A 20,344-nucleotide genomic window follows, 5' to 3' on the forward strand; every position below is an offset into this window, starting at 1 on the left:
ATGATGGGTACATGAACACAGGGGTTCCCGATATCACCGACATGTTTGCCGGCGGCAGCGTCAATCGCACGTTTGAGAACGCGGGCGAAGTGCTCGAGTTGTACGGCCCTGTCTTGCGCACGCTGGCGTCAGCCGCCGGCCCCCACGTCGAGGTCGTGCTGCACAATCTCGATGGCAGCGATGTCGATCTCGACCACACGATCATGGCGATTACAAACGGTCACGTCACCGGCCGCAAGGTCGGCGGCCCGTCAACGTCACTCGGTCTTGATGTGATGCGTGATCGTCAGGGCGAGCAGAATGCGTTCGGCTTCAGCGCAACCACGAGCGACGGTCGCCCCCTGCGCTGTTCATCGATGTACTTCCGCAACGACGAGGGCAGCATCATCGCGTCACTGTGCGTCAACGTCGACCTCAGCCCCCTGCAGAACGCCAAGCTCGCGCTCCAGGCCCTCATGCCCGACGAGCGCACCGGCGCCTCTCCGCGCGAGCACTTCGGAACCGACCTCGTCACGGTCATGGACGCCATGATTACCGAAGTCATCACTGACATTGGGGTTCCGGTCACCCAGATGACGCGTGACGACAAGATCCTCGTGTTGCAGCGTCTGGATCAGCGCGGCGCGACCCAAATGCGCAAGTCGGTCGAGGCCATCGCGAAACGTCTCGGTATTTCGCGCGTGACCGCGTACTCGTACCTTGAGCAGGCAAAGTCTGCCGAATAGGGCTGCGGAACCAGCGGGCTGGCTGCCAGCACAACGAAAAGACCTCCGGAGCGCATGTGCGCGCCCGGAGGTCTTTTCGTTAATTCTTAGTCGCGGATCTGCGCGCCGAACTTCTCGGCGGCGACAGTCACACCGGCGAGCTTCGCTTCGGTCGCCTCAGCGGCCGTGAGCGTGCGGTCTCCGGCGCGGAAGCGCAGTGCAAACGTGAGGCTCTTGGAACCCTCGTCTACGCCCTGTCCGCGGTAGTCGTCAACCAGACGCGTTGACTCCAGCAGATCGCCAGCACCCGCAACGAGCGCCGCGGCAACCTCGACCGCCGGAACCTCCGCCGGAACAATGAGCGACACATCCTGCGTTGCCGCGGGGAAGCTGCTCAGGTTCTCGGCGACCTGGAGGGCACCGACAGCGTCAATCACAGCGTCGAGGTCGAGCTCGGCGACGACAACGCGGCCGTGCAGATCTGCTTCTTCGGCAACCGCGGGCAGAACTTCACCCACGTAGCCCACCGTGGTTCCGTTGATGCTCAGCAGACCCGTGCGCCCTGGGTGCAGCGCCGCGCGCTGTCCCTGAACCACGTCAATCTGAACGCCGGCGGCAGCAGCGATGACGCGCACGGCGTCGAGGGCTTCGGCAAGACCGGCAGCCTCGGCGGCACGGCCCGGCTGCTTCGGCGCGATATTGCCGGCGAGGAGCACCGCAACGTGGCGCGGCTGCGGCGGGATGGCCGCGAACAGCGCGTTCAGCGTCTCTTCGCTCGGGCGCTCCCCCAGCGGCGGAACGTCGACGGTGCCGTATTCGACACCCGGTTCGGGCAGGAAGACCGCACCGGTTTCAAACAGCGACAGGTCGGTGAGTCCGCGCGAGGCGTTGCGGTGAGCAACGGCGAGGAGACCCGGAACCAGGGAGCGGCGCAAGAACGGCGCCTGACCGTCGAGAGCGTTGGCCAGCTTAATGCTGGGCAGCTCGTCGCCGGCGGCGGAACCGTGCAGGTTGTTCGCCTCAGCCGTCGTGAACGGGAACGACGGGGTCTCGACGAAGCCTGCTGCGGCCAGCGCGTTGGACACACGGCGGCGAGCCTGCTGGGCAGCGGTGAAACCACGGCCCGACGGCGGCGTCGGCAGCACCGACGGAATGCGGTCGAGGCCGTGTACGCGCGCAACCTCTTCGGCGAGCGTCCACTTGTCGGTGAGGTCGGGGCGCCACGTCGGCGGTACGACCTCGTACGAGTCAGCCTCGTCGGTGACGTCGCAGCCGATACGCGTGAGTGCGTCAACGACCTCTTCTGACGTGTAGTCAACGCCGATCAGGCCAGACACGAAACCGTGCGGTAGCGCGATGGCCTCGGTGAAGACCTCGGTGAACAGGGCGCCACCGGTGGTGTCGTGCGTACCACCGGCAAGTTCGACCATGAGGTCGGCCACGCGGCGAGCGGCAACGAAGCCGATGAGCGGGTCAACGCCACGCTCGAAGCGCTTCGACGCTTCGGACGGCAGCTTGTGACGGCGAGCCGAGCGCGCAATCGAAACCGTGTCGAAGTTTGCCGCCTCAATGAGGACGTTCTTCGTGGTTCCGCTCATCTCCGAGTGCAGGCCACCCATCACGCCGGCAAGACCAATTGGACCCTTGTCATCGGTGATGAGGAGGTCTTCGACGTGGAGGTTACGCTTCTGTCCGTCAAGGGTCTCGAAGGTTTCACCCTCGTGCGCGCGGCGCACGGTGATGCCACCGGTGAGCGTGTCGAGGTCGTAGCCGTGCAGCGGGTTGCCGAGCTCGAGCATCACGTAGTTCGTGATGTCGATCAGGATGCCGAGCGAGCGGATGCCCGCGAGCGTGAGGCGCGCGACCATCCATGGCGGCGTCGGGCGCGACGGGTCAACGTCACGAACAACGCGCACGACGAACTCGTTGACCGCGGCCTTGCCACGGATCGGGTTGTCGTCTTGCACGGTCAGCGGGAAGCCGGTGCCCTGCTCGAGAGCGGCGAAGTCAACATCTGCCGGGTCGCGGAATTCAGCACCGGTAGCCAGCGCGTATTCGCGCGCGACACCGCGCAGGCTCATGGCGTAGCCGCGGTCAGGCGTGACGTTGATTTCAACGGCAACGTCATCGAGACCGAGCAACGCGAGCGCGTCAGAACCGATCGGGCCGTCAACGCCGAACTCGGCGAGACGGATGATGCCGGCGTGGTCGGTGCCGAGACCGAGTTCCTTCGCCGAGGCCATCATGCCGTCGGAGACGTGACCGTAGGTCTTGCGCGCGGCGATCGGGAACGGGCCGGGCAGCACGGCACCCGGAAGCGTCACAACGACTTTGTCGCCCTTGAGGAAGTTCGACGCACCACACACGATGCCGTGAATGGCTTCGCCGCCGTCAGCGGCGGTTTCTCCCTCGGGAGCAACCTGCACCTGGCACCAGCGGATCGTCTTGCCGTTGGACTGCGGCTCTTCGACAAAGTCGAGAACCTGACCCACAACGATCGGGCCGGTCAGCTCGAACGTGTGAACGTCTTCTTCTTCAAAGCCGACGGAAACCAGCGACGCGAGAATGTCTTCGGGCGTTGCTTCCGCCGGAATGTCAACGTATTCGCGAAGCCACGAAAGCGGGACGCGCATCAGACCACCATTCCGAACTGCTCACTGAAGCGAACATCGCCTTCGGCCATGTCGCGCATATCTTGAACGTCGCTACGGAACATGAGCGTGCGCTCAATGCCCATACCGAACGCGAATCCTGAGTACACCTCGGGGTCAAGCCCCGCGGCACGCAAAACGTTGGGGTTCACCATGCCGCAGCCACCCCACTCGATCCACCGGGCGCCACCCTTGAAGGTGGGGTGCCAGAGATCCAGCTCCGCCGACGGTTCCGTGAACGGGAAGTAGTTGGTGCGGAACCGCGTCTTCGCTTCGGGTCCGAACAGCACCTTGGCGGCGTGGTCAAGCGTGCCCTTGAGGTGCGCCATCGTGATGCCCTTGTCAACGACCAGACCCTCGAACTGGCTGAAGACGGGCAGGTGCGTCGCGTCGAACTCATCGGTGCGATACACACGCCCCGGGCACAACACGTAGATCGGAACATCACGCTCGAGCATCGAGCGCATTTGTACCGGTGACGTGTGCGTGCGCATCACGAGGTGACGAGCGACCGGGTCAACGAAGAACGTGTCCTGCATCTGGCGTGCCGGGTGGTCTTCGTCGAAGTTCAGGGCGTCGAAGTTGAACCACTCGTGCTCAAGCTCGGGGCCTTCGGCGATTTCCCACCCCATGCCGACAAAGATGTCGCTGATCTGCTCCTGCAACAACGTCAGCGGGTGGCGAGCACCCACGCGCGTGCGCGAAGCGATTGCGGTGATGTCGACGCGCTCTGCCTCCAGGCGAGCGGCCGTTTCTGCCTGCGCGAGTTCTTCCTCGCGCTGCGTAAAGGCCTTGTTCACCTCACCTCGGGCTTGCCCCACAAGCTTGCCGAATTCGGCCTTGTTTTCGGGGGCGACAGAGCGCAACGATGCATTGAGCTTCGCAAGGGGCGAACCTTCTGCAGAGTGCGCGGCTCGAGCCGCCTTCAGCGCGGCAGTATCCTCAGCTGCGGCGAACGCGGCCAGGGCATCCTGCACGGCTGCGGCGACCGCTTCCGGAGTGATGTTTGGTGAGTCAGACACAATAACCGAGTCTACCGGCCGTCACGCCCCTTATTTCCGCACCCCCGGTTCCGTAGTTCCGCTCCCCTGGTTCCGCTCCCCCAGAAACGCCGATGGTGCCCGCCGGGAATACTCACCGGCGGGCACCATGTCTTGGCGCGGGGTTGTTTTACCGCTTTGGCTTCTTCGGCGTCGTCTGCGCGGCGATGACCTCGGTCACCGTGCCTTCGTGCATAACGGCCGTCTCGTCAGCTTCGAGGCGAATAGCCTTCGGCGATGCGGAGACGCGCTTCTGCACGATGTGGGCAACCCACGACAGCAGCAAACACATCGAAATGTAAATCACCGAGACGACAATCGTCGTCGGGATGATCGGGCGGCCGTCTTGGCTCATCAGGTTCTTCGCGAGCTTCAACAACTCGTCGTACGTGATGATCGAGCCGAGCGACGTGTCTTTCAGCGTCACAACAAGCTGAGCAATGATGACCGGCATCATGACGCGAATAGCCTGCGGGAACAGGATGAACGCCATAACACCGCTCTTACGGAGGCCGATCGCGTAACCCGCTTCACCCTGACCGCGTGGCAGCGATTCAATACCCGCACGGAAAACTTCGGCGAGAACGGAACCGTTGTACGCAATGAGAGCAGCAACAACAGCAATGAAGGGGGTCGTCTTGAGCCCGAGCACCGGCAAACCGAAGTACACCAGCATCATCATGACGAGCACCGGAACGGCACGGAGGATCTCAGTGATCCAGGTGACAACGACGCTCACGACGCGGTGGTCGCTGAGGCGGCCGATGACCAACAGGATGCCGAAGATGAGCGAGCCCACGGCTGCCACGGCAAACGCGATGAGCGTGTTGGCGAGCGCTGGCAGCACCAGATCGGTCCACACGCTGGCGTACGTGAAGACCGCCCACTTGCGCGCGGTGAACTGTCCGGTCTCAATGAGACGCCAGATCACGAACCCGATAATGGCAATCAGTACCAGGACGGTGATAGCACCGAGGATGCGGTTGCGACGAATGGCCTTGGGGCCGGGAACGTCGTAAAGAACAGAAGTCATCGTGCGATCCTCCACTTGTTCTCAAGGAAGCGCTGGAGCCAGCTCAGGAGCAAGACCAGGACCACGAAGATGAGGGCAACCCACAGGAGAACTTCGAGCATGGTTCCGGGGCGTCCGGCGCTGTCAGCGATGGCCGCACGAACGGCGGCGAGCTCAGCAACCGAGAAGCCAGCAGCGACGGTGGTGTTCTTCAGGAGTGCAATCAGCACGGAAAGCATGGGCGGAACCACGGCACGGAAGGCCTGCGGCAAGACCACCAGCGACATGACCTGACCGTAGTTGAGGCCAATCGCACGCGACGCTTCTGCCTGACCAACTGGAACAGTGTTGATGCCAGCACGAATCGCCTCGGCGACATATGTCGCCGTGTACACACCGAGGGCAATGACTGCCGTCGGCACGTAGTCAATCTTCGGCAGACCCAACTGGGGGTAAGCGAAGACGAAGAAGAAGAAGACGAGAGTCAGTGGCGTGTTTCGGATCCAGTTGACGTAAACCGTTCCTACGGCGCGGGCAATGGGCACCGGTGAAACGCGCATAGCGCCGACGAGTGTACCCAAGACAAGTGCGAGAACTGCACCACCGAAGAACAGGATCAGCGTGTTACCGATCGCTTCACCCCATAGATCGAGGTTGCCGGTAATGGCGTCCATGTTCCTCCTCTCTGCAACAGATGAGGGGGGCGGAACGAACGGTTCCGCCCCCCCTTCGACTTTTTAGTAGTTGTCGACCGCGGGCTGCTCGACCTCGATACCCGAGTCACCCAGGTTCTTGTCGAAGATACCCTGCCAGACGTCGCCACCATCGGTCAGCATGGTGTTGATGTGCTCGCGCAGAGCGTCGTCACCCTTGGGGAGACCGATGCCGTACTTCTCAACCGAGAAGGGCTCGCCAACAACCTTGATCAGGTCCGGGTCCTTGGCGGCGTAGCCGATGAGGATGGCCTGGTCGGTGGTGACTGCCTGCACCTTGCCGCTGATCAGGTCTTCGACACAGAGCGAGTACAGGTCGTACTCCTTGGTCGGAACCTCAGGGAAGTTCTCCTTGATGTTCTGGATCGGCGTCGAACCCGTTGCGGAGCACACCGTGGTGTCCTTGTTCAGGTCTGCCTCACCGGTGATCTCGCTGTCCTTCGCGACGAGCAGACCCTGGCCGGTGATGAAGTACGGACCAGCGAAGTCGATCTGTTCCTTGCGCTTGTCGTTGATCGAGTAGGTACCGACGTAGTAGTCGATGTCGCCGTTGACAATGGCCTGCTCGCGGTTTGCCGACGGGATGGCCTTGAACTCGATGGCGTCCTCATCGAAGCCGAGCGAAGCTGCGACCCAGCGAGCGATGTCAACATCGAAACCAGTGCGCTCGTTGGTGGTGACGTCAAGGTAGCCGAGACCGGGCTGGTCTTCCTTGACACCGACGATGACCTTGCCGTCAGCGGTCATCTTGTCGAACGTGGGCGAGCCTTCAAGCTTGACGTCGGTGGCTACCGTCCACGGGTTCTCCGAGCCGGCGCCAGCGTCGCCGCCGTCGCCACCGGTTCCGCCGTCGCCCGGGGTGCCGCTCTGGCAACCCGTGAGAGCAAGCAGAGCAGCGGCTGCAATACCGATGCCGGTCAGGGTGCGTGACTTACGCATGTTTTCCTCCTTGGTAGGGTTACTTTTTCTCACGTCAGTGCGTGAGGAGCTTAGAAAGGAAGTCTTTGGCGCGAGCGCTCTTGGGGTTCGTGAAGAACTCGTCAGGAGTCGCTTCTTCGACGATCTGGCCGTCGGCCATGAAGACGACGCGGTTCGCGGCCTTGCGTGCGAAGCCCATTTCGTGGGTGACGACGATCATCGTCATGCCCTCGGCCGCGAGCTCGATCATGACGTCGAGAACCTCGTTGATCATTTCAGGGTCGAGAGCCGACGTCGGCTCATCGAACAGCATGACCTTGGGGTGCATCGCGAGTGCGCGCGCAATGGCAACACGCTGCTGTTGGCCACCGGAGAGCTGGGCCGGCATCTTCTGTGCCTGGTGGGCAACGCCAACGCGTTCGAGCAGCTTCATGGCTTCGGCTTCTGCCTCAGCCTTCTTCTTGCCCAGCACCTGAATGGGCCCGAGGGTCACATTCTGCAGGATCGTCTTGTGCGCGAAGAGGTTGAACGACTGGAAGACCATTCCCACTTCCGCGCGCAGGTGCGCGAGAGCTTTACCCTCGGCGGGGAGTTCTGTGCCGTCGATCGTGATCGAACCGCTCGTGATCGTCTCAAGACGGTTAATCGTGCGGCACAGTGTCGACTTACCGGAACCAGACGGGCCGATAACGACAACGACCTCTCCCTTGTTCACGGTGAGGTTTACATCTTTGAGTGCGTGGAAGTCGCCATAGTGCTTCTGTACGTCTTTGACCACGACAAGGGGCTGTCCGCTCTCTGTCATGCCTCGACACTAGAAGCCTGAGGGGCATTTCAGCCACCTGCGCGCGCGACGGTTACGTAGTCGTAACAATCAAATCCGTAGATTTCGGTGATTATCTCGGCGTCACGCTATTTCGCGCATGGGATGACGAAATCGACCGTCATTTTGTGCACGATGACGGTTTTGGGCATGAGCCCTGCTACTCGACTGAAACAAACGAGCGCTTGGTTGTTTTTTGGGGTAGGTCTTGCGGTATACGCACTAGCCCGCGGTGCGCTGCGCGAATGCCGATTCGTACAGGCACACGCTCGCTGCCGTCGCCAGGTTGAGAGACTCGGCACGACCATAGATCGGGAGCTTCAACGCCCGATCTGTCATCGCGAGAACCTCGTCCTCCAGACCACGCGCCTCGTTGCCGAACAGCCAGGCCGTCGGCCTCGCCAGCACGCCAGCCGACCGGGCCTCCAGGAGGTCCTCCCCCTTAACATCAGCCGCGATCACCGCGAGCCCGGCCTGACGGCAACGCTCCATAACGTCGACGACATCGGCACCCACAACGATCGGCACATGAAAGAGTGAACCGGTCGTCGAGCGCACGACCTTGGGGTTGTACGGATCGACCGTCTTGCCGGTCAGGATCACCCCATCAGCGCCAGCCGCATCTGCGGCGCGAATGATGGTTCCGAGGTTTCCGGGGTCACGCACCTGCTCGCACACCGCAAGCAAAACGGGCTTGGCCGCGAAAACATCATCGAGGCTAGCCGGCCATTGCTTCGCGACCGCGACAACACCCTGTGGCGTGACCGTGTCTGCCATCGCGTCAACGACAGCCTCACTCGCGAGCGTGACGTAAATCCCGTGCTTTTCGGCACCGTCGCGGAGGTCGGTGTGCCTCTCCCACGCACTGGGTGTCGCGTAAAGATCAACGATGCTGTCAGCGCGGTACTGCAATGCCTCTCGCACGGCCTGCGGGCCCTCCAGGAGGAAGAGGCCAGACTCGTTACGCGCACTGCGCTTCGTCAGCTTGGCAACAGCGCGGACACGCGGGGACCGTGGGTTCTCGAGCACGTCTTCAGTCTAGGGTGACGGCATCGTCCGGCCGCGGAACGGCACAGGAATTCACCGCACCAACAATGCACCAAGGGCGCCCTCCGCAGTGGAGGACGCCCTTGGAAAAAGCGAAGTGCTTACGCAGCCGACTTCGGTGCGTTGACGTCTGCAGGCAGAGCAGCCTTAGCAGCAGCAACGAGCTTCGTGAACGTAGCCGCGTCGTTGACCGCGAGGTCAGCGAGCATACGACGGTCAACCTGGATGCCAGCAAGGCCGAGGCCCTGGATGAAGCGGTTGTACGTCATGCCGTTTGCACGGGTCGCAGCGTTGATGCGCTGGATCCACAGGCGACGGAAGTTGCCCTTGTTCTTGCGACGGTCGCGGTATGCGTAGACGAGGGAGTGGGTGACCTGCTCCTTGGCCTTGCGGTAGAGACGCGAACGCTGTCCGCGGTAACCGGATGCGCGCTCGAGAATAACGCGGCGCTTCTTGTGGGCGTTAACCGCCCGCTTTACACGTGCCATTTCTGGTGTTTCCTAATCTTCAAACGGGCGCTATTAGCGGCCGAGGAGCTTCTTGATGACCTTGAAGTCGTTGCCAGATACAACCTGGTCGGCGTTCAGGCGACGCTTACGCTTGCTGGCCTTCACCTCGAGGTTGTGGCGCATACCTGCCTGCTGCTTCATGATCTTGCCGCTACCGGTGACCTTGAAGCGCTTCTTGCTGCCCGAGTGGGTCTTCTGCTTCGGCATCTTCTCTTCCTTAATGTTTCGCCCTGGGGGCGTCTGGTTCGCCCGGGGGCGAGGCTTATGTGCCTATTCGGCAGAGTCCATTGCGGACTCGGCTGCTTCGGGAGCAGACGGCTTCTCGGTACGAGCGTCGCGTGCTGCCTGCTTCGACGCTGCACGGACAGCGTTCTGCTCAGCCTTCGTCTCAGACTTGTTCTTGTGCGGTCCGATCACCATCACCATGTTGCGGCCGTCGATCGTCGGGTTCGACTCGACGGTTCCGAACTCTGCGACGTCTTCTGCGAATTTCTTCAGCAGACGAACGCCCTGATCGGGACGCGACTGCTCACGACCGCGGAACAGGATCATTGCCTTGACCTTGTCGCCAGTCTTGAGGAAGCCCTCAGCGCGCTTGCGCTTGGTCTCGTAGTCGTGTGCATCGATCTTCAGGCGGAAACGCACCTCCTTGAGGACGGTGTTCGCCTGGTTGCGGCGAGCTTCCTTAGCCTTCTGAGCAGCTTCGTACTTGAACTTCCCGTAGTCCATGATCTTGACGACGGGAGGCTTCGAGTTGGGAGCAACCTCAACAAGGTCAAGGTCTGCTTCCTGTGCGAGGCGGAGCGCGACCTGAATGGCGACAACGCCAATCTGTTCGCCACCGGGGCCGACGAGTCGAACCTCCGGAACGCGAATGCGCTCGTTGGTGCGGGGATCGCTGATGCGGAACTCCTCTGGATGCGTGGTTCATGGCCACCGCAATACGAGGGTTCGTACCGCGGGCGAAGGTATGATCACTCCACCCGCACGACGTGAGACGTCGGCTATGCACCCTAACTACCCCCGACAGATTCGGAGGCGGAGCGCAGACCCGGTAGCCTAGAACGGCAAGCGCGGGTGGGATGTGATCCACTTTCGTACTGGAGCGTAATGCTCCAGAGCCCGCATTAGTTTAGCAGAGAGTTAGACGTGAACACGATTCCGGCAGAAAACAGCCACGAACACGACCCTGAGCGCCTGGCGCAGTGGGAAAAAGCGGACCAGGCAGCGTCTGAAGCTGCACGCGATATTGCCGATGTTCCCGCGGTCGAGGTCATTACGACCGCCGCAGTTCACCTGCTGAGCGCTGCTGCTGTGAAACTCGGTCTTGCCGACGACCCGAATGCGGCACAGCAGATCGACCTCGATGAGGCACGCAAGCTCATCGACGCTCTCGCGGGCCTCATCACCGCGGGTGCACCCGCGGTCAGCGACATGCACGCGCGCTCGTTGCGCGATGGCCTGCGCTCGGTGCAGCTCGCTTTCCGTGAGGCATCGGCAATCCCCGACCCGATCGGCAAGGGACCGGGCGAAAAGTGGACCGGTCCGGTCAACTAATCACAACAGCCACAAGCGGGCGTTGGTGCACGGCACCGGCGCCCGCTTTGCGTTGTGGGCGGCCTCGTATTGGGCCGCGGGTGGCGCTAGTTCGCGCGCTGGAGCTTGACTGACAGCGAGTCGACAAGCACCGCAATGCGGTCGTCCGCCGCCCACCGCTGCGCGAGTCGCTGCAACACGGCATCGAGCTGCGTCTGGTCGAGTCCGTCGACGAGCTGAAGCGTCACGATGAGCTCGGGGCCGCGCAGGCGCGCGTCGGGGTCGCCGGAAGCGACAGTGAGATCGATGACGGCAAGCTCCGTGCCGACCGACTCTTGCAACGCTTGGAAAACCTCAGGCGACTCGTGGCTCGGCACCCACGCCTCGTCTTGCGCGAGCGCCCAGACCGCGGGGCGGCGCACGACGAACTCGGTCTCAGCTGTCGGGTCAACAACAAGCAGGTCGGTCTGGTCGGAGGCTGCCGACAGAGCCGCACGAACGCCCGCCACCGGAATCGGCCGGGCTAGTGGATCCCACGTGCGCATCGAGTCAACGCTCGAAAAGATCGGCAACACCGTGCGGCCATCGGGTGCGGCAACCGTCACGATCGACAGCTCTTGCGTCTTATCGACCGCAAGGCCCGTCGGTCCGACCCCCTCGTCACCCTTTTCAGCGATCAACGGGATGAGAACGCGCGCGGTGCGCAGGGCTTCGACAATGGTGATTTGATCGCCGGAACCATCACGGAAGTTGGTGAGTGCGGCATACAGTGCCGAGTCGGCAGAGCCGTCATCGCCAGCAGCCGGGTTGGGTTCGAATCGGCGGCCTTCCCAGGGAACGCCAGCCGAATCGCCAGTGTTAGTTGTCTCCTGCGACATCCAGGGCCTCTGCCAGCGTGAACGCACCGGAATACAGTGCCTTACCGATGATTGCGCCTTCAACACCGAGCGGAACCAGGTCGCGAAGATCAGCGATGTCGTCAAGCGAAGAAATACCACCCGACGCAACAACGGGCTTGACGGTGCGCGAGCACACTTCGCGGAGCAATTCGAGGTTCGGCCCGCGCAGCGTGCCATCCTTCGTCACGTCGGTGACAACGTAGCGCGAACAACCGGCGTCTTCGAGTCGGGCGAGAACTTCCCAAATGTCGCCTGCGTCCTGCGTCCATCCGCGAGCCGCCAGCGTGGTTCCGCGCACGTCCAGACCGACGGCAATCGCCTCGCCGTAGCGGCCAATGACGTTGGCAGCCCACTCCGGGTTCTCCAGTGCAGCGGTACCGAGGTTGATGCGGGTGACGCCGGTCTCGAGTGCGGCTTCGAGCGACGCATCGTCACGGATGCCGCCAGACAGCTCAACGTTCAGACCGCGCACCTGCTTGATGACGCGGCGGATCACCGCAGTGTTAGCACCGCGACCGAACGCAGCGTCCAGGTCAACGAGGTGCAACCATTCGGCGCCCTGCTCTTGCCACTGGGCAGCAGCGTCAACGGGGTCGCCGTAGTTCGTTTCTGAGCCTGCCTCGCCCTGAGTCAGGCGCACAGCCTTGCCTCCCGCGACGTCGACAGCCGGCAAAAGAGCCAAAGCGGGAGTGTTCGTGAAGTCGTTCATGAGTCCTCTATGAAGCAAATGTCGTGCAAAGGGCACAGAAGTTAGAGCGTAGCCCCGCCCAGCGTGCCGATCCAATTCTTCAACAGTGTGATGCCGGCTTCGCCGGACTTCTCCGGGTGAAATTGGGTCGCCGAAAGCGGCCCATTCTCAACGGCCGCGATGAAACGCGAGTGGTGTGTCGCCCAGGTCACGCTGGGCTGCGGGAACGGCGGCATGACCTCAAGCGACCAGTCTTGTGCGGCGTTGGAGTGCACAAAGTAGAACCGCTCGTTTTCGATACCGCGGAACAGCGTGCTGCCCTCGCCGACCTCAACCGTGTTCCACCCCATGTGGGGCAGAACGGGGGCTTCAATCTCGCGCACGACACCGGGCCACTCCCCCAGGCCCTCAGCGCCGACGCCGCGCTCGACGCCGCGTTCAAACATGACCTGCATGCCGACGCAAATGCCGAGCACGTGACGGCCACCAGCCAGGCGACGGTCGATCAACTCTTCTGAACGCTCGGCTCGCAACGCCCCCATGACGGCGGCAAAGGCACCGACGCCGGGCACGACGAGGCCGTGGGCCTCCATGACCAGCTTCTTGTCTTTCGTGAGGCGCGCGTCGGCTCCGGCCGCGTCGAGTGCCTTCACGGCAGAGTGAACGTTGCCCGACCCGTAGTCGAGCACCGCGACGATCGGACGGGTCACAGTGCACCCTTTGTGCTGGGAATGCCCGCGACCAGCGGGTCCAGAGCCTTGGCCTGGCGGAATGCACGCGCGAAGGCCTTGAACTCTGCCTCGGCGATGTGGTGCGGGTCACGACCACCCTTCACGTTGACGTGCACGGTGAGACCGGCGTTCAGCGTGATGGCTTCAAAAACGTGGCGCACGAGCGAACCGGTGAAGTGGCCACCGATGAGGTGGAACTCGAAGCCGGCGGGCTCACCCGTGTGCACCAGGAACGGACGACCCGAGATGTCTACGACGGCCTGCGCGAGAGCTTCGTCGAGCGGAACCAGGGCGTCGCCGTAGCGAGAAATGCCAGCTTTGTCGCCGAGTGCTTCGCGAATGGCCTGACCCAGCACGATGGCGGTGTCTTCGACCGTGTGGTGCGCATCGATGTGGGTGTCACCGGTGGCCTTCACCGTGAGGTCGGTGAGCGAGTGCTTCGCGAAGGCGGTGAGCATGTGATCGAAGAACGGCACGCTGGTGTCGATCGAGCTCTGACCGGTGCCATCAAGGTTCAGTTCGAGCTCAATGGTGGACTCGCTCGTCGAGCGGCGGCGAGAGGCAATACGCGGGGCGGTCATACTCAGAATCCTAGCGAGGCGAGGGCATCAAGGAACGCGGTGGTTTCTTCTTCGGTACCGGCTGACACACGCATGTGACCGGGGATACCAACGTCGCGGATCAGAATGCCGCGCTCATAGAGGGCTTGGAAGGTGGCCTGCGGGTCGGCGACGCCGCCGAACAGCACAAAGTTGGTCCACGATTCGTACGGGCGATAGCCCAGGGCGGACAGCGTTGCCGAGATACGGTCGCGCTGCTCGACAATGTCGTCGACGGTGGCCAGCATCGTGTCGGCGTGCCGCAGGGCTGCGAGAGCTGCCACCTGAGTGAGCGCGCTCAGGTGGTAGGGCAAGCGCACGAGGCGCAGGCCGTCGATAAACGCTGGGTCTGCGGCGAGGTACCCGACGCGTGCGCCGGCGAACGCGAAGGCCTTGCTCATCGTGCGCGACACCACGAGTCGCGGGCGACCCTCGAGGAGCGTGAGTGCGCTCGGCGCTTCATGCGGAGCGAATTCGAAGTACGCCTCATCGACAACAACGATGCCATCGGTGGCCTCGTAGACAGCCTCGATGACGTCGAGTGTCAGCGGCGTGCCGGTCGGGTTATTGGGGGCGCACAGCAGAATGACGTCGGGCTTTACCTCGTCGACCTGGGCGACGGCAGACGCCGCTGTCAGCTCGAAATCGGCTCCGCGCTCGCCAGCGAACCAGCTGGCTCCGGTCGCACGCGCCAGTAGCGGATACATCGAGTACGTCGGAGCAAAGCTCATCACCGCACGGCCGGGGCCCGCGAACGCCTGCAGGATGTGTTGCAGAACCTCGTTGGAACCATTGGCCGCCCAGATCTGGCTGGCCGTCAAGCCGTGCCCCAAATACCCGGCGAATGCCTCGCGCAGCAGCGTGAACTCGCGGTCGGGGTATCGGTTGAGGTCATGCACAGCGAGAGAAAGTGATTCGACAATGTCTGCGGCCACGTCATCCGGAATCGGATGAGTGTTCTCATTAACGTTCAGTGCGACCGGTAGCGGCGCCTGCGGGGCGCCGTACGGAGTCATCCCGCGAAACTCGTCGCGGATGGGCAGATCACTGAAGGAGATCGTCACTCCCCCATGGTAGGTCGGTAGGGCGTGGCCGTCGAAACCGAGAACTCGAACATTACGCACAGTCTCACTTTCGTCGCCACGTGCGCTCGGGCTACTCCGTGAACTCGGCAGGGATCGCGAGAGTCTGACCCGGCTCAATCGCCGACGACGGCAGCGCGTTCAGCGAGATGATGCCGTCAATAACATCGCGCGGGTCGGCCTGCGGGGCGACCTTTCCGGCGATTGACCACAGCGAGTCACCGGGCATCACGTTGATGGTTTCGAATGTTGCCGGCGTGCCCTCATAAAGTGAAGCGAGAGCGGAACCGCCGCTCAACACGGCGACCGCGGCAGCGATAACCACGGGGAGAGCGACCAGAGTGGCGAGGACGCGGCGACCACGATCGGTGATGCGAAGGCGCGTCGTGACCGCGGAACCACCGGCTGCGGCACCGACACGAGGCGTCAAAACGACGCGAGCCGGACGAGCAGTGGCTTGGATGCTGATGGTGCTCATGATTCCTCCTTGTGGTGTGCTTCGCCTCCGGCTCTCGGCCGGGAGGGCCGGAAGCGAAGCTACGTTCCGAATCTATGTTCTAGGTTCGAACATGTCAACTTATTTTTCGAATCAGTTTCAAAAGAATGTTTCGACACACTCGAACAAAAGTCTTTCTTTATCCGAAAAGTCGGATACGGTTTCGATAGCGAAAGCACATCATCAACCTCCGACATTGGTCGTTGGGTGGCAAAGGAGAACGCAATGAGCGCGCAAGAGAACGTGAGCGGCACGGGCAGCGAGGCCCCGCGTACGCGTCGTCGAAAGAGCCTCAGCGACAAGCAGATGGCCATTCTTGAGGTCATCCAACGGTCGATCGCACGCAACGGCTACCCGCCGAGCATGCGTGAGATTGGTGACGCCGTGAACCTCAAGTCACTGAGTAGCGTCACGCACCAGCTGGGCCAGCTTGAGCTCAGTGGCTACCTGCGCCGCGACCCCGGCAAGACCCGTGCGATGGAAGTCTTGATCGACATCCCGGGCATCGCCACCGAAAACCCGGCAGATGCCGCGCCTTCCGTCGGCGACGCCGCTCTGGTTCCGCTCGTTGGCCAGATCGCTGCTGGCATTCCGATCACTGCAGAGCAGCAGGTTGAAGAGATCTTCCCGCTGCCCCGTCAGCTCGTCGGCAAGGGTGAACTGTTCATGCTCAAGGTGAGTGGCGAGTCGATGATCGACGCGGCAATCTGCGACGGCGACTGGGTGGTCGTGCGTGTGCAGAGCGACGCCGAGAACGGCGACATCGTTGCGGCGATGCTCAACGAGGAGGCCACCGTCAAGGTCCTGCGTCGCCGCGATGGCCACACGTGGCTTCTCCCCCGCAACAGCGCTTTCGAGCCAATCCTGGGCGACGAGTCCACGATCCTCGGCAAGGTTGTAGCTGTGCTTCGCGCCGTCTAACCCACAGACATATCCAGCGGCCTGCGCCCACCGTTCACCGGTAAGCGCAGGCCGCTTTGCCGTTGCCCAGGCCAAGCGGCACGGCTACGGGCCGGCGGGCCGCGCTCCTGGCGGCGCGACTTGGTTGACGTCTGTCCAGACCTCCGTCAGCCGGATGATGAGCCCCTCCTGCACCTGAGNGGCCGGCGGGCCGCGCTCCTGGCGGCGCGACTTGGTTGACGTCTGTCCAGACCTCCGTCAGCCGGATGATGAGCCCCTCCTGCACCTGAGCGAAGCTCGCGCATTCGAAATGCTGGGTACCGCTCGCATTCTTGGATGTGACGTGTGAGCGACACGCTGCGCGGTCCGAGTCACCAACGAGTTCGACGATCTGCAGACGATCAAAATCGGGATACTCCGCGTTCATTCGAATCCAGCCGTCACGGTCAAACGTCTCACCGGTGTGAACAAGCTCACACTCGAAGTCGCGATGAAGAAAATCCGCCATCGCCGACCACCGGTGTTCGTCGATGACGGTCATGAGCCCGCGCAACGCGGCATCAGCATCCATACGCGCATCTTATGCGCGGTTGCCAGTGTCATCCCCGCACCCCATGGTTCCGGAACCACGTCGCAGCTCCCGAGATCGGCAGCACCAGAGACAACGGCAACACAAAAAGGGCCCGCCCCACGCATGAGTGAGGCGGGCCCGAATTCAGAAGCGTTACGCGCCGATCTTCTCGCGCACGTTCTTGGTTGCTGCCACGAGGTTCCGCAGCGATTCGACGGTCTCGTCGTAGCCACGGGTCTTGAGGCCGCAGTCCGGGTTAGCCCAAATGAGCTTGTGCGGGAGGGCGTCAGCGGCGCGCTGCAGGATGGACTCCTGCTCGTCGACCGACGGCACGCGCGGCGAGTGGATGTCCCATACGCCGGGGCCGACTCCGTGCGGGAAGCCAGCGTCGCGGATGTCGTCGATAACGTCGCCGCGGCTGCGGGCAGCCTCGATCGAGGTGACATCGGCGTCGAGGGCCGTGATCGCGTCGATCACAACACCGAACTCCGAGTAGCAGAGGTGCGTGTGGATCTGGGTCGCGTCAGCAACGGCAGCCGTCGACAGGCGGAACGATCCGACCGACCAGTCGAGGTAGGCAGCCTGGTCAGCAACCTTGAGCGGCAGCAGTTCGCGCAGGGCGGGCTCGTCGACCTGGATGATCGCGATGCCGGCGTTCTCGAGGTCAGCGATTTCGTCGCGCAGCGCGAGACCAACCTGGTTGGCGGTCTCAGCCAGCGGCTGGTCGTCGCGCACGAACGACCAGGCCAGGATCGTGACGGGGCCCGTCAGCATGCCCTTGACGTGCTTCTTGCTCAGCGACTGCGCATACTCAGCCCAGCGCACCGTCATCGGCGCGGGGCGTGAAACGTCGCCCCACAGCAGTGACGGACGCGTCGCACGCGAACCGTAGGACTGCACCCAACCGTTCTGCGTGACGGCGAAGCCATCGAGCAGTTCAGCGAAGTACTGCACCATGTCGTTGCGCTCAGCCTCGCCGTGCACGAGCACGTCAATGTCGAGGTCGTGCTGCAGGTCGATCACGCGGGCGATCTCAGCCTTCAAGAACTCGTCGTAGGCCGCATCATCGATCTCGCCGCGAGCGTGAGCGGCGCGAGCCTTACGAATCTCGCCGGTCTGCGGGAACGAACCGATCGTCGTCGTCGGCAGCACCGGCAGGTTGAGCGACGCGTCTTGCGCGGCGACGCGCTCGTCTTCGTTACCACGCACAAAGTCGTCAGCCTGCAGCGCACCGGTGCGAGCACGCACAGCGTCAACACGAACGCCGGGTGCCGATGCACGGTCAGCGAGCGCTGCCGTTGCGGCGTCAAGCTCGGCTGCGATCGCGTCGCGACCCTCAGCCAGGCCCTTCGCGAGCGTCACGATCTGCGCAACCTTCTGGTCGGCAAACGCGAGCCACGACACCAGGCGCGCGTCAAGCTGCGTCTCGTCAGCAACGTCGTGCGGAACGTGCTGCAGCGACGTCGTGGTTCCGGCAGCCACCTGCGCGGCACCCAGCGACGCCAACTCACCGAGCTTGTCAAAAGCACCGGCGAGGTCGCCGCGCCAAATGTTGCGACCGTCAATCACGCCACCGACGAGAACCTTGTTCTCAAGGCCCGCGGCGGGCGCGGGGACGGAACCACGGCGCAGGTCGATAGCGATGCCGTCGACAGCGGAGCCAGCAAGCACGGTCCACGCTTCGGGCGACAGCTGCGCGTAGCCAGCAGCGACGAGAATCTGCGGGCGGTCAGCCGCACCGGCGAGCACGTCGTAGGCGACGCGAGCGGCCTCGGCCAGCTCAGCGGCTCCATACGGCAAGCTCTCGCTGACGAGCGCGGGCTCGTCGAGCTGGACCCACTCAGCACCAGCGGCCTTGAGTGCGGCCAGAAGCTCGACGTAGACCGGCAGCACGTCCTGCAGGCGCGACAACGGTGAGAAGCCTTCGGCAGCCTCGTCGGTCGCCTTCGCGAGCGCCAAGAACGTCACGGGTCCGACGATAACCGGACGCGTCGTGAAGCCCGCTGCGCGTGCCTCCGCGACCTGGTCAACGAAACGGCTGCTGGAGAGCGAGAACGCGGTGTTCTCGTCGATTTCCGGAACCAGGTAGTGGTAGTTGGTGTCAAACCATTTGGTCATTTCGAGCGGCGCACGCTCGCCCTCACCGCGTGCGGCGGTGAACAGCGCGTCGAGGCCGTACGAGCCGTCTGCCTGGCGCAAGTGTGCGAAGCGAGCCGGCAGGGCGCCCAGGGTGACGGCGATGTCGAGAACCTGGTCGTAGTAGGAGAACGACTCAGGAATCGACGAGTCGTCCTTGCCGAGGCCCAGCTCGGCCAGGCGGTTGCGGGTTACTTCGCGCAGCGACGCAGCCGTCGCCTCAAGCTCAGCCGCGGTGGTCTTGCCAGCCCAGTGCGACTCCACGGCACGCTTCAGCTCACGCTGACGCCCGATGCGCGGGTAGCCGAGGATGGTTCCTGCGGGGAAAGTCATCGTACGTTCTCCTTTTGGATGAGGATTCCGGCTTCGCGAAGCACCGCGAGAACCGTGTCGTGGTTGTTAAAGGCGTAAAGGTGAATGCCGGGAGCGCCGCCATCAGCGACCTCTCGAGCGAGGTTGGCGGCATACTCGATACCGAGTTCGCGCTGGCCCTCGGTGGTCGGCTCGATTTCGAGCGCGATGGCAAGCTCGCTGGGTAGCTCTTCACCGCTCAGCTCGAGCACGCGGTTGAGCCGTGCCGGGTTTGTGATCGGCATGATGCCGGGCAAAATCGGGATCGTGACACCGGCCTGCCGCGCACGTTCAACGAAAGCGAGATACGCGTCGGCGTGGAAGAACAGCTGCGTAATCGCGAGCGTTGCACCGGCAGCCTGCTTCGCGAGCAGCGCGTCGATGTGTTCGCTCGCGTGGCGCGAGCGCGGGTGGCCGTTCGGGAAGGCAGCGACCGCAATACGTACGCGGCTGCGGCGGTCAACGCGACCGGCACCGGGAATGCCAGGAACTTCGCTCACCCGAAACGGCACGCGCTCAGCCTGAACGCGGTCGATCAGCTGCACGAGCTGCGCCGAGCTCTCCAGGTCACCGAGATTAATGTCTTCTTCCCGCGTGCCTGCTGGCGGGTCGCCGCGAAGGGCCAAGAACGAGGTGATGCCGGCGTCCAGAAACTCGCGAATGAGCGTCGTGGCACCCGCGTAGGTGTTGCCGACGCACGTGAGGTGCGCGAGCGGGTCAACGTTCGTGTGCTCGCGGATGTACTTGAGTACTTCGAGGGAGCGCCCACCGGAGGATCCGCCAGCCCCATACGTCACCGAAATGAACTGCGGCGCGACGGCGGCCAGCTCATCAATGGTGCGGTGAAGCGCCTGCACCGACGTGTCGGTGCGGGGCGGGTACAGCTCGAAGGAGAACGGAACCGTTGCGATTTCTTCAGCCATTGTGCGTCTCCTTCC

Annotated in this window: 22 protein-coding genes; 3 read left to right on the top strand and 19 right to left on the bottom strand. The window is 63.2% G+C overall.

Going from position 1 to position 20,344, the window contains the following annotated elements:
• Positions 1-11 precede the first annotated feature (11 nt).
• Positions 12-725 (top strand): helix-turn-helix transcriptional regulator, encoded by a 714-nt coding sequence (locus tag ACQUSY_RS05550; protein ID WP_428903515.1) that lies wholly within the window; start codon positions 12-14, stop codon positions 723-725.
• Positions 726-811: 86 nt separating this feature from the next.
• Here ACQUSY_RS05550 and pheT read toward each other — a convergent pair whose 3' ends face one another.
• The 10 genes from pheT to infC all read right to left on the bottom strand — a co-directional run bounded on the left by pheT (position 812) and on the right by infC (position 10,320).
• Positions 812-3,337: a phenylalanine--tRNA ligase subunit beta gene (pheT, locus tag ACQUSY_RS05555; RefSeq protein WP_428903516.1), complete on the bottom strand. Its 2,526-nt coding sequence runs from the start codon at positions 3,335-3,337 to the stop codon at positions 812-814.
• On the bottom strand, positions 3,337-4,377 hold the full coding sequence (pheS, locus tag ACQUSY_RS05560; RefSeq protein WP_428903517.1) for a phenylalanine--tRNA ligase subunit alpha: 1,041 nt from the start codon (positions 4,375-4,377) through the stop codon (positions 3,337-3,339). Before pheS ends, pheT begins: the two co-directional genes overlap by 1 nt.
• A gap of 148 nt (positions 4,378-4,525) precedes the next feature.
• Positions 4,526-5,428 (bottom strand): amino acid ABC transporter permease, encoded by a 903-nt coding sequence (locus ACQUSY_RS05565; RefSeq protein ID WP_428903518.1) that lies wholly within the window; start codon positions 5,426-5,428, stop codon positions 4,526-4,528.
• Positions 5,425-6,081, bottom strand: a complete 657-nt coding sequence (locus ACQUSY_RS05570; RefSeq protein WP_428903519.1) for an amino acid ABC transporter permease — start codon at positions 6,079-6,081, stop codon at positions 5,425-5,427. The genes ACQUSY_RS05565 and ACQUSY_RS05570 overlap by 4 nt, the downstream gene beginning before the upstream one ends.
• Before the next feature lie 63 nt (positions 6,082-6,144).
• Complete coding sequence (locus tag ACQUSY_RS05575; protein WP_428903520.1) at positions 6,145-7,059, bottom strand: glutamate ABC transporter substrate-binding protein; 915 nt, start codon at positions 7,057-7,059, stop codon at positions 6,145-6,147.
• Between the two features lie 34 nt (positions 7,060-7,093).
• On the bottom strand, positions 7,094-7,843 hold the full coding sequence (locus ACQUSY_RS05580) for an amino acid ABC transporter ATP-binding protein (RefSeq protein ID WP_428903521.1): 750 nt from the start codon (positions 7,841-7,843) through the stop codon (positions 7,094-7,096).
• 240 nt (positions 7,844-8,083) lie between these two features.
• Entirely contained in the window at positions 8,084-8,890 is an 807-nt protein-coding gene (locus tag ACQUSY_RS05585) for a TrmH family RNA methyltransferase (RefSeq protein WP_428903522.1), read from the bottom strand.
• Between the two features lie 119 nt (positions 8,891-9,009).
• A complete protein-coding gene (gene rplT, locus ACQUSY_RS05590) occupies positions 9,010-9,396 on the bottom strand; it encodes a 50S ribosomal protein L20 (RefSeq protein WP_217337872.1) in 387 nt (128 codons plus the stop codon).
• Positions 9,397-9,429: 33 nt separating this feature from the next.
• Positions 9,430-9,624 (bottom strand): 50S ribosomal protein L35, encoded by a 195-nt coding sequence (rpmI, locus tag ACQUSY_RS05595; protein ID WP_428903523.1) that lies wholly within the window; start codon positions 9,622-9,624, stop codon positions 9,430-9,432.
• Positions 9,625-9,687: 63 nt separating this feature from the next.
• Positions 9,688-10,320, bottom strand: a complete 633-nt coding sequence (infC, locus tag ACQUSY_RS05600) for a translation initiation factor IF-3 (RefSeq protein WP_428903624.1) — start codon at positions 10,318-10,320, stop codon at positions 9,688-9,690.
• Between the two features lie 294 nt (positions 10,321-10,614).
• Between infC and ACQUSY_RS05605 the strand changes: the two genes are divergently transcribed.
• Positions 10,615-10,974: a DUF1844 domain-containing protein gene (locus ACQUSY_RS05605; protein ID WP_254367692.1), complete on the top strand. Its 360-nt coding sequence runs from the start codon at positions 10,615-10,617 to the stop codon at positions 10,972-10,974.
• 86 nt (positions 10,975-11,060) lie between these two features.
• Here the strand turns inward: ACQUSY_RS05605 and ACQUSY_RS05610 are convergent, their stop codons facing one another.
• The 6 genes from ACQUSY_RS05610 to ACQUSY_RS05635 all read right to left on the bottom strand — a co-directional run bounded on the left by ACQUSY_RS05610 (position 11,061) and on the right by ACQUSY_RS05635 (position 15,430).
• Positions 11,061-11,831 carry an SseB family protein gene (locus ACQUSY_RS05610; RefSeq protein ID WP_428903524.1) on the bottom strand — a complete coding sequence of 257 codons (771 nt, stop codon included), beginning with the start codon at positions 11,829-11,831 and terminating at the stop codon, positions 11,061-11,063.
• On the bottom strand, positions 11,812-12,561 hold the full coding sequence (gene priA, locus ACQUSY_RS05615; RefSeq protein WP_428903525.1) for a bifunctional 1-(5-phosphoribosyl)-5-((5-phosphoribosylamino)methylideneamino)imidazole-4-carboxamide isomerase/phosphoribosylanthranilate isomerase PriA: 750 nt from the start codon (positions 12,559-12,561) through the stop codon (positions 11,812-11,814). Before priA ends, ACQUSY_RS05610 begins: the two co-directional genes overlap by 20 nt.
• Before the next feature lie 41 nt (positions 12,562-12,602).
• Entirely contained in the window at positions 12,603-13,250 is a 648-nt protein-coding gene (gene hisH / locus ACQUSY_RS05620; protein ID WP_428903526.1) for an imidazole glycerol phosphate synthase subunit HisH, read from the bottom strand.
• Positions 13,247-13,852: an imidazoleglycerol-phosphate dehydratase HisB gene (hisB, locus tag ACQUSY_RS05625; RefSeq protein ID WP_428903527.1), complete on the bottom strand. Its 606-nt coding sequence runs from the start codon at positions 13,850-13,852 to the stop codon at positions 13,247-13,249. Before hisB ends, hisH begins: the two co-directional genes overlap by 4 nt.
• A 2-nt stretch (positions 13,853-13,854) precedes the next feature.
• The gene (locus ACQUSY_RS05630; protein ID WP_428903625.1) at positions 13,855-14,886 is read right to left on the bottom strand and encodes a histidinol-phosphate transaminase; all 1,032 of its coding nucleotides are present in this window, start codon (positions 14,884-14,886) and stop codon (positions 13,855-13,857) included.
• 139 nt (positions 14,887-15,025) lie between these two features.
• The gene (locus ACQUSY_RS05635) at positions 15,026-15,430 is read right to left on the bottom strand and encodes a LysM peptidoglycan-binding domain-containing protein (RefSeq protein ID WP_428903528.1); all 405 of its coding nucleotides are present in this window, start codon (positions 15,428-15,430) and stop codon (positions 15,026-15,028) included.
• Positions 15,431-15,673: 243 nt separating this feature from the next.
• On the opposite strand from ACQUSY_RS05635, the gene lexA reads away from it, so the two are divergent.
• Entirely contained in the window at positions 15,674-16,369 is a 696-nt protein-coding gene (gene lexA, locus ACQUSY_RS05640) for a transcriptional repressor LexA (RefSeq protein WP_428903529.1), read from the top strand.
• A 34-nt stretch (positions 16,370-16,403) separates the two neighbouring features.
• On the opposite strand, the gene ACQUSY_RS05645 is transcribed toward lexA, so the two are convergent.
• The 3 genes from ACQUSY_RS05645 to ACQUSY_RS05655 form a co-directional block, all read right to left on the bottom strand.
• Positions 16,404-16,919: a nuclear transport factor 2 family protein gene (locus tag ACQUSY_RS05645; protein ID WP_428903530.1), complete on the bottom strand. Its 516-nt coding sequence runs from the start codon at positions 16,917-16,919 to the stop codon at positions 16,404-16,406.
• 153 nt (positions 16,920-17,072) lie between these two features.
• Entirely contained in the window at positions 17,073-19,388 is a 2,316-nt protein-coding gene (gene metE, locus ACQUSY_RS05650; RefSeq protein ID WP_428903531.1) for a 5-methyltetrahydropteroyltriglutamate--homocysteine S-methyltransferase, read from the bottom strand.
• The gene (locus ACQUSY_RS05655) at positions 19,385-20,329 is read right to left on the bottom strand and encodes a methylenetetrahydrofolate reductase (protein WP_428903532.1); all 945 of its coding nucleotides are present in this window, start codon (positions 20,327-20,329) and stop codon (positions 19,385-19,387) included. The genes metE and ACQUSY_RS05655 overlap by 4 nt, the downstream gene beginning before the upstream one ends.
• Positions 20,330-20,344: the final 15 nt, after the last annotated feature.

Origin of the sequence: Microbacterium daqui, assembly GCF_050408675.1 — a bacterium.
Classification (GTDB): domain Bacteria; phylum Actinomycetota; class Actinomycetes; order Actinomycetales; family Microbacteriaceae; genus Microbacterium.

Excerpts from the sequence above, each read along its gene's own strand:
- lexA (WP_428903529.1), top strand. The coding sequence starts at position 15,674 with ATGAGCGCGCAAGAGAACGTGAGCGGCACGGGCAGCGAGGCCCCGCGT.
- ACQUSY_RS05630 (WP_428903625.1), bottom strand. The coding sequence starts at position 14,886 with ATGACTCCGTACGGCGCCCCGCAGGCGCCGCTACCGGTCGCACTGAAC.
- rpmI (WP_428903523.1), bottom strand. The coding sequence starts at position 9,624 with ATGCCGAAGCAGAAGACCCACTCGGGCAGCAAGAAGCGCTTCAAGGTC.
- pheT (WP_428903516.1), bottom strand. The coding sequence starts at position 3,337 with ATGCGCGTCCCGCTTTCGTGGCTTCGCGAATACGTTGACATTCCGGCG.
- ACQUSY_RS05610 (WP_428903524.1), bottom strand. The coding sequence starts at position 11,831 with ATGTCGCAGGAGACAACTAACACTGGCGATTCGGCTGGCGTTCCCTGG.
- rplT (WP_217337872.1), bottom strand. The coding sequence starts at position 9,396 with ATGGCACGTGTAAAGCGGGCGGTTAACGCCCACAAGAAGCGCCGCGTT.
- ACQUSY_RS05655 (WP_428903532.1), bottom strand. The coding sequence starts at position 20,329 with ATGGCTGAAGAAATCGCAACGGTTCCGTTCTCCTTCGAGCTGTACCCG.
- priA (WP_428903525.1), bottom strand. The coding sequence starts at position 12,561 with ATGAACGACTTCACGAACACTCCCGCTTTGGCTCTTTTGCCGGCTGTC.
- ACQUSY_RS05635 (WP_428903528.1), bottom strand. The coding sequence starts at position 15,430 with ATGAGCACCATCAGCATCCAAGCCACTGCTCGTCCGGCTCGCGTCGTT.
- ACQUSY_RS05550 (WP_428903515.1), top strand. The coding sequence starts at position 12 with ATGAACACAGGGGTTCCCGATATCACCGACATGTTTGCCGGCGGCAGC.
- ACQUSY_RS05575 (WP_428903520.1), bottom strand. The coding sequence starts at position 7,059 with ATGCGTAAGTCACGCACCCTGACCGGCATCGGTATTGCAGCCGCTGCT.
- metE (WP_428903531.1), bottom strand. The coding sequence starts at position 19,388 with ATGACTTTCCCCGCAGGAACCATCCTCGGCTACCCGCGCATCGGGCGT.
- ACQUSY_RS05565 (WP_428903518.1), bottom strand. The coding sequence starts at position 5,428 with ATGACTTCTGTTCTTTACGACGTTCCCGGCCCCAAGGCCATTCGTCGC.
- hisB (WP_428903527.1), bottom strand. The coding sequence starts at position 13,852 with ATGACCGCCCCGCGTATTGCCTCTCGCCGCCGCTCGACGAGCGAGTCC.
- ACQUSY_RS05570 (WP_428903519.1), bottom strand. The coding sequence starts at position 6,081 with ATGGACGCCATTACCGGCAACCTCGATCTATGGGGTGAAGCGATCGGT.
- ACQUSY_RS05580 (WP_428903521.1), bottom strand. The coding sequence starts at position 7,843 with ATGACAGAGAGCGGACAGCCCCTTGTCGTGGTCAAAGACGTACAGAAG.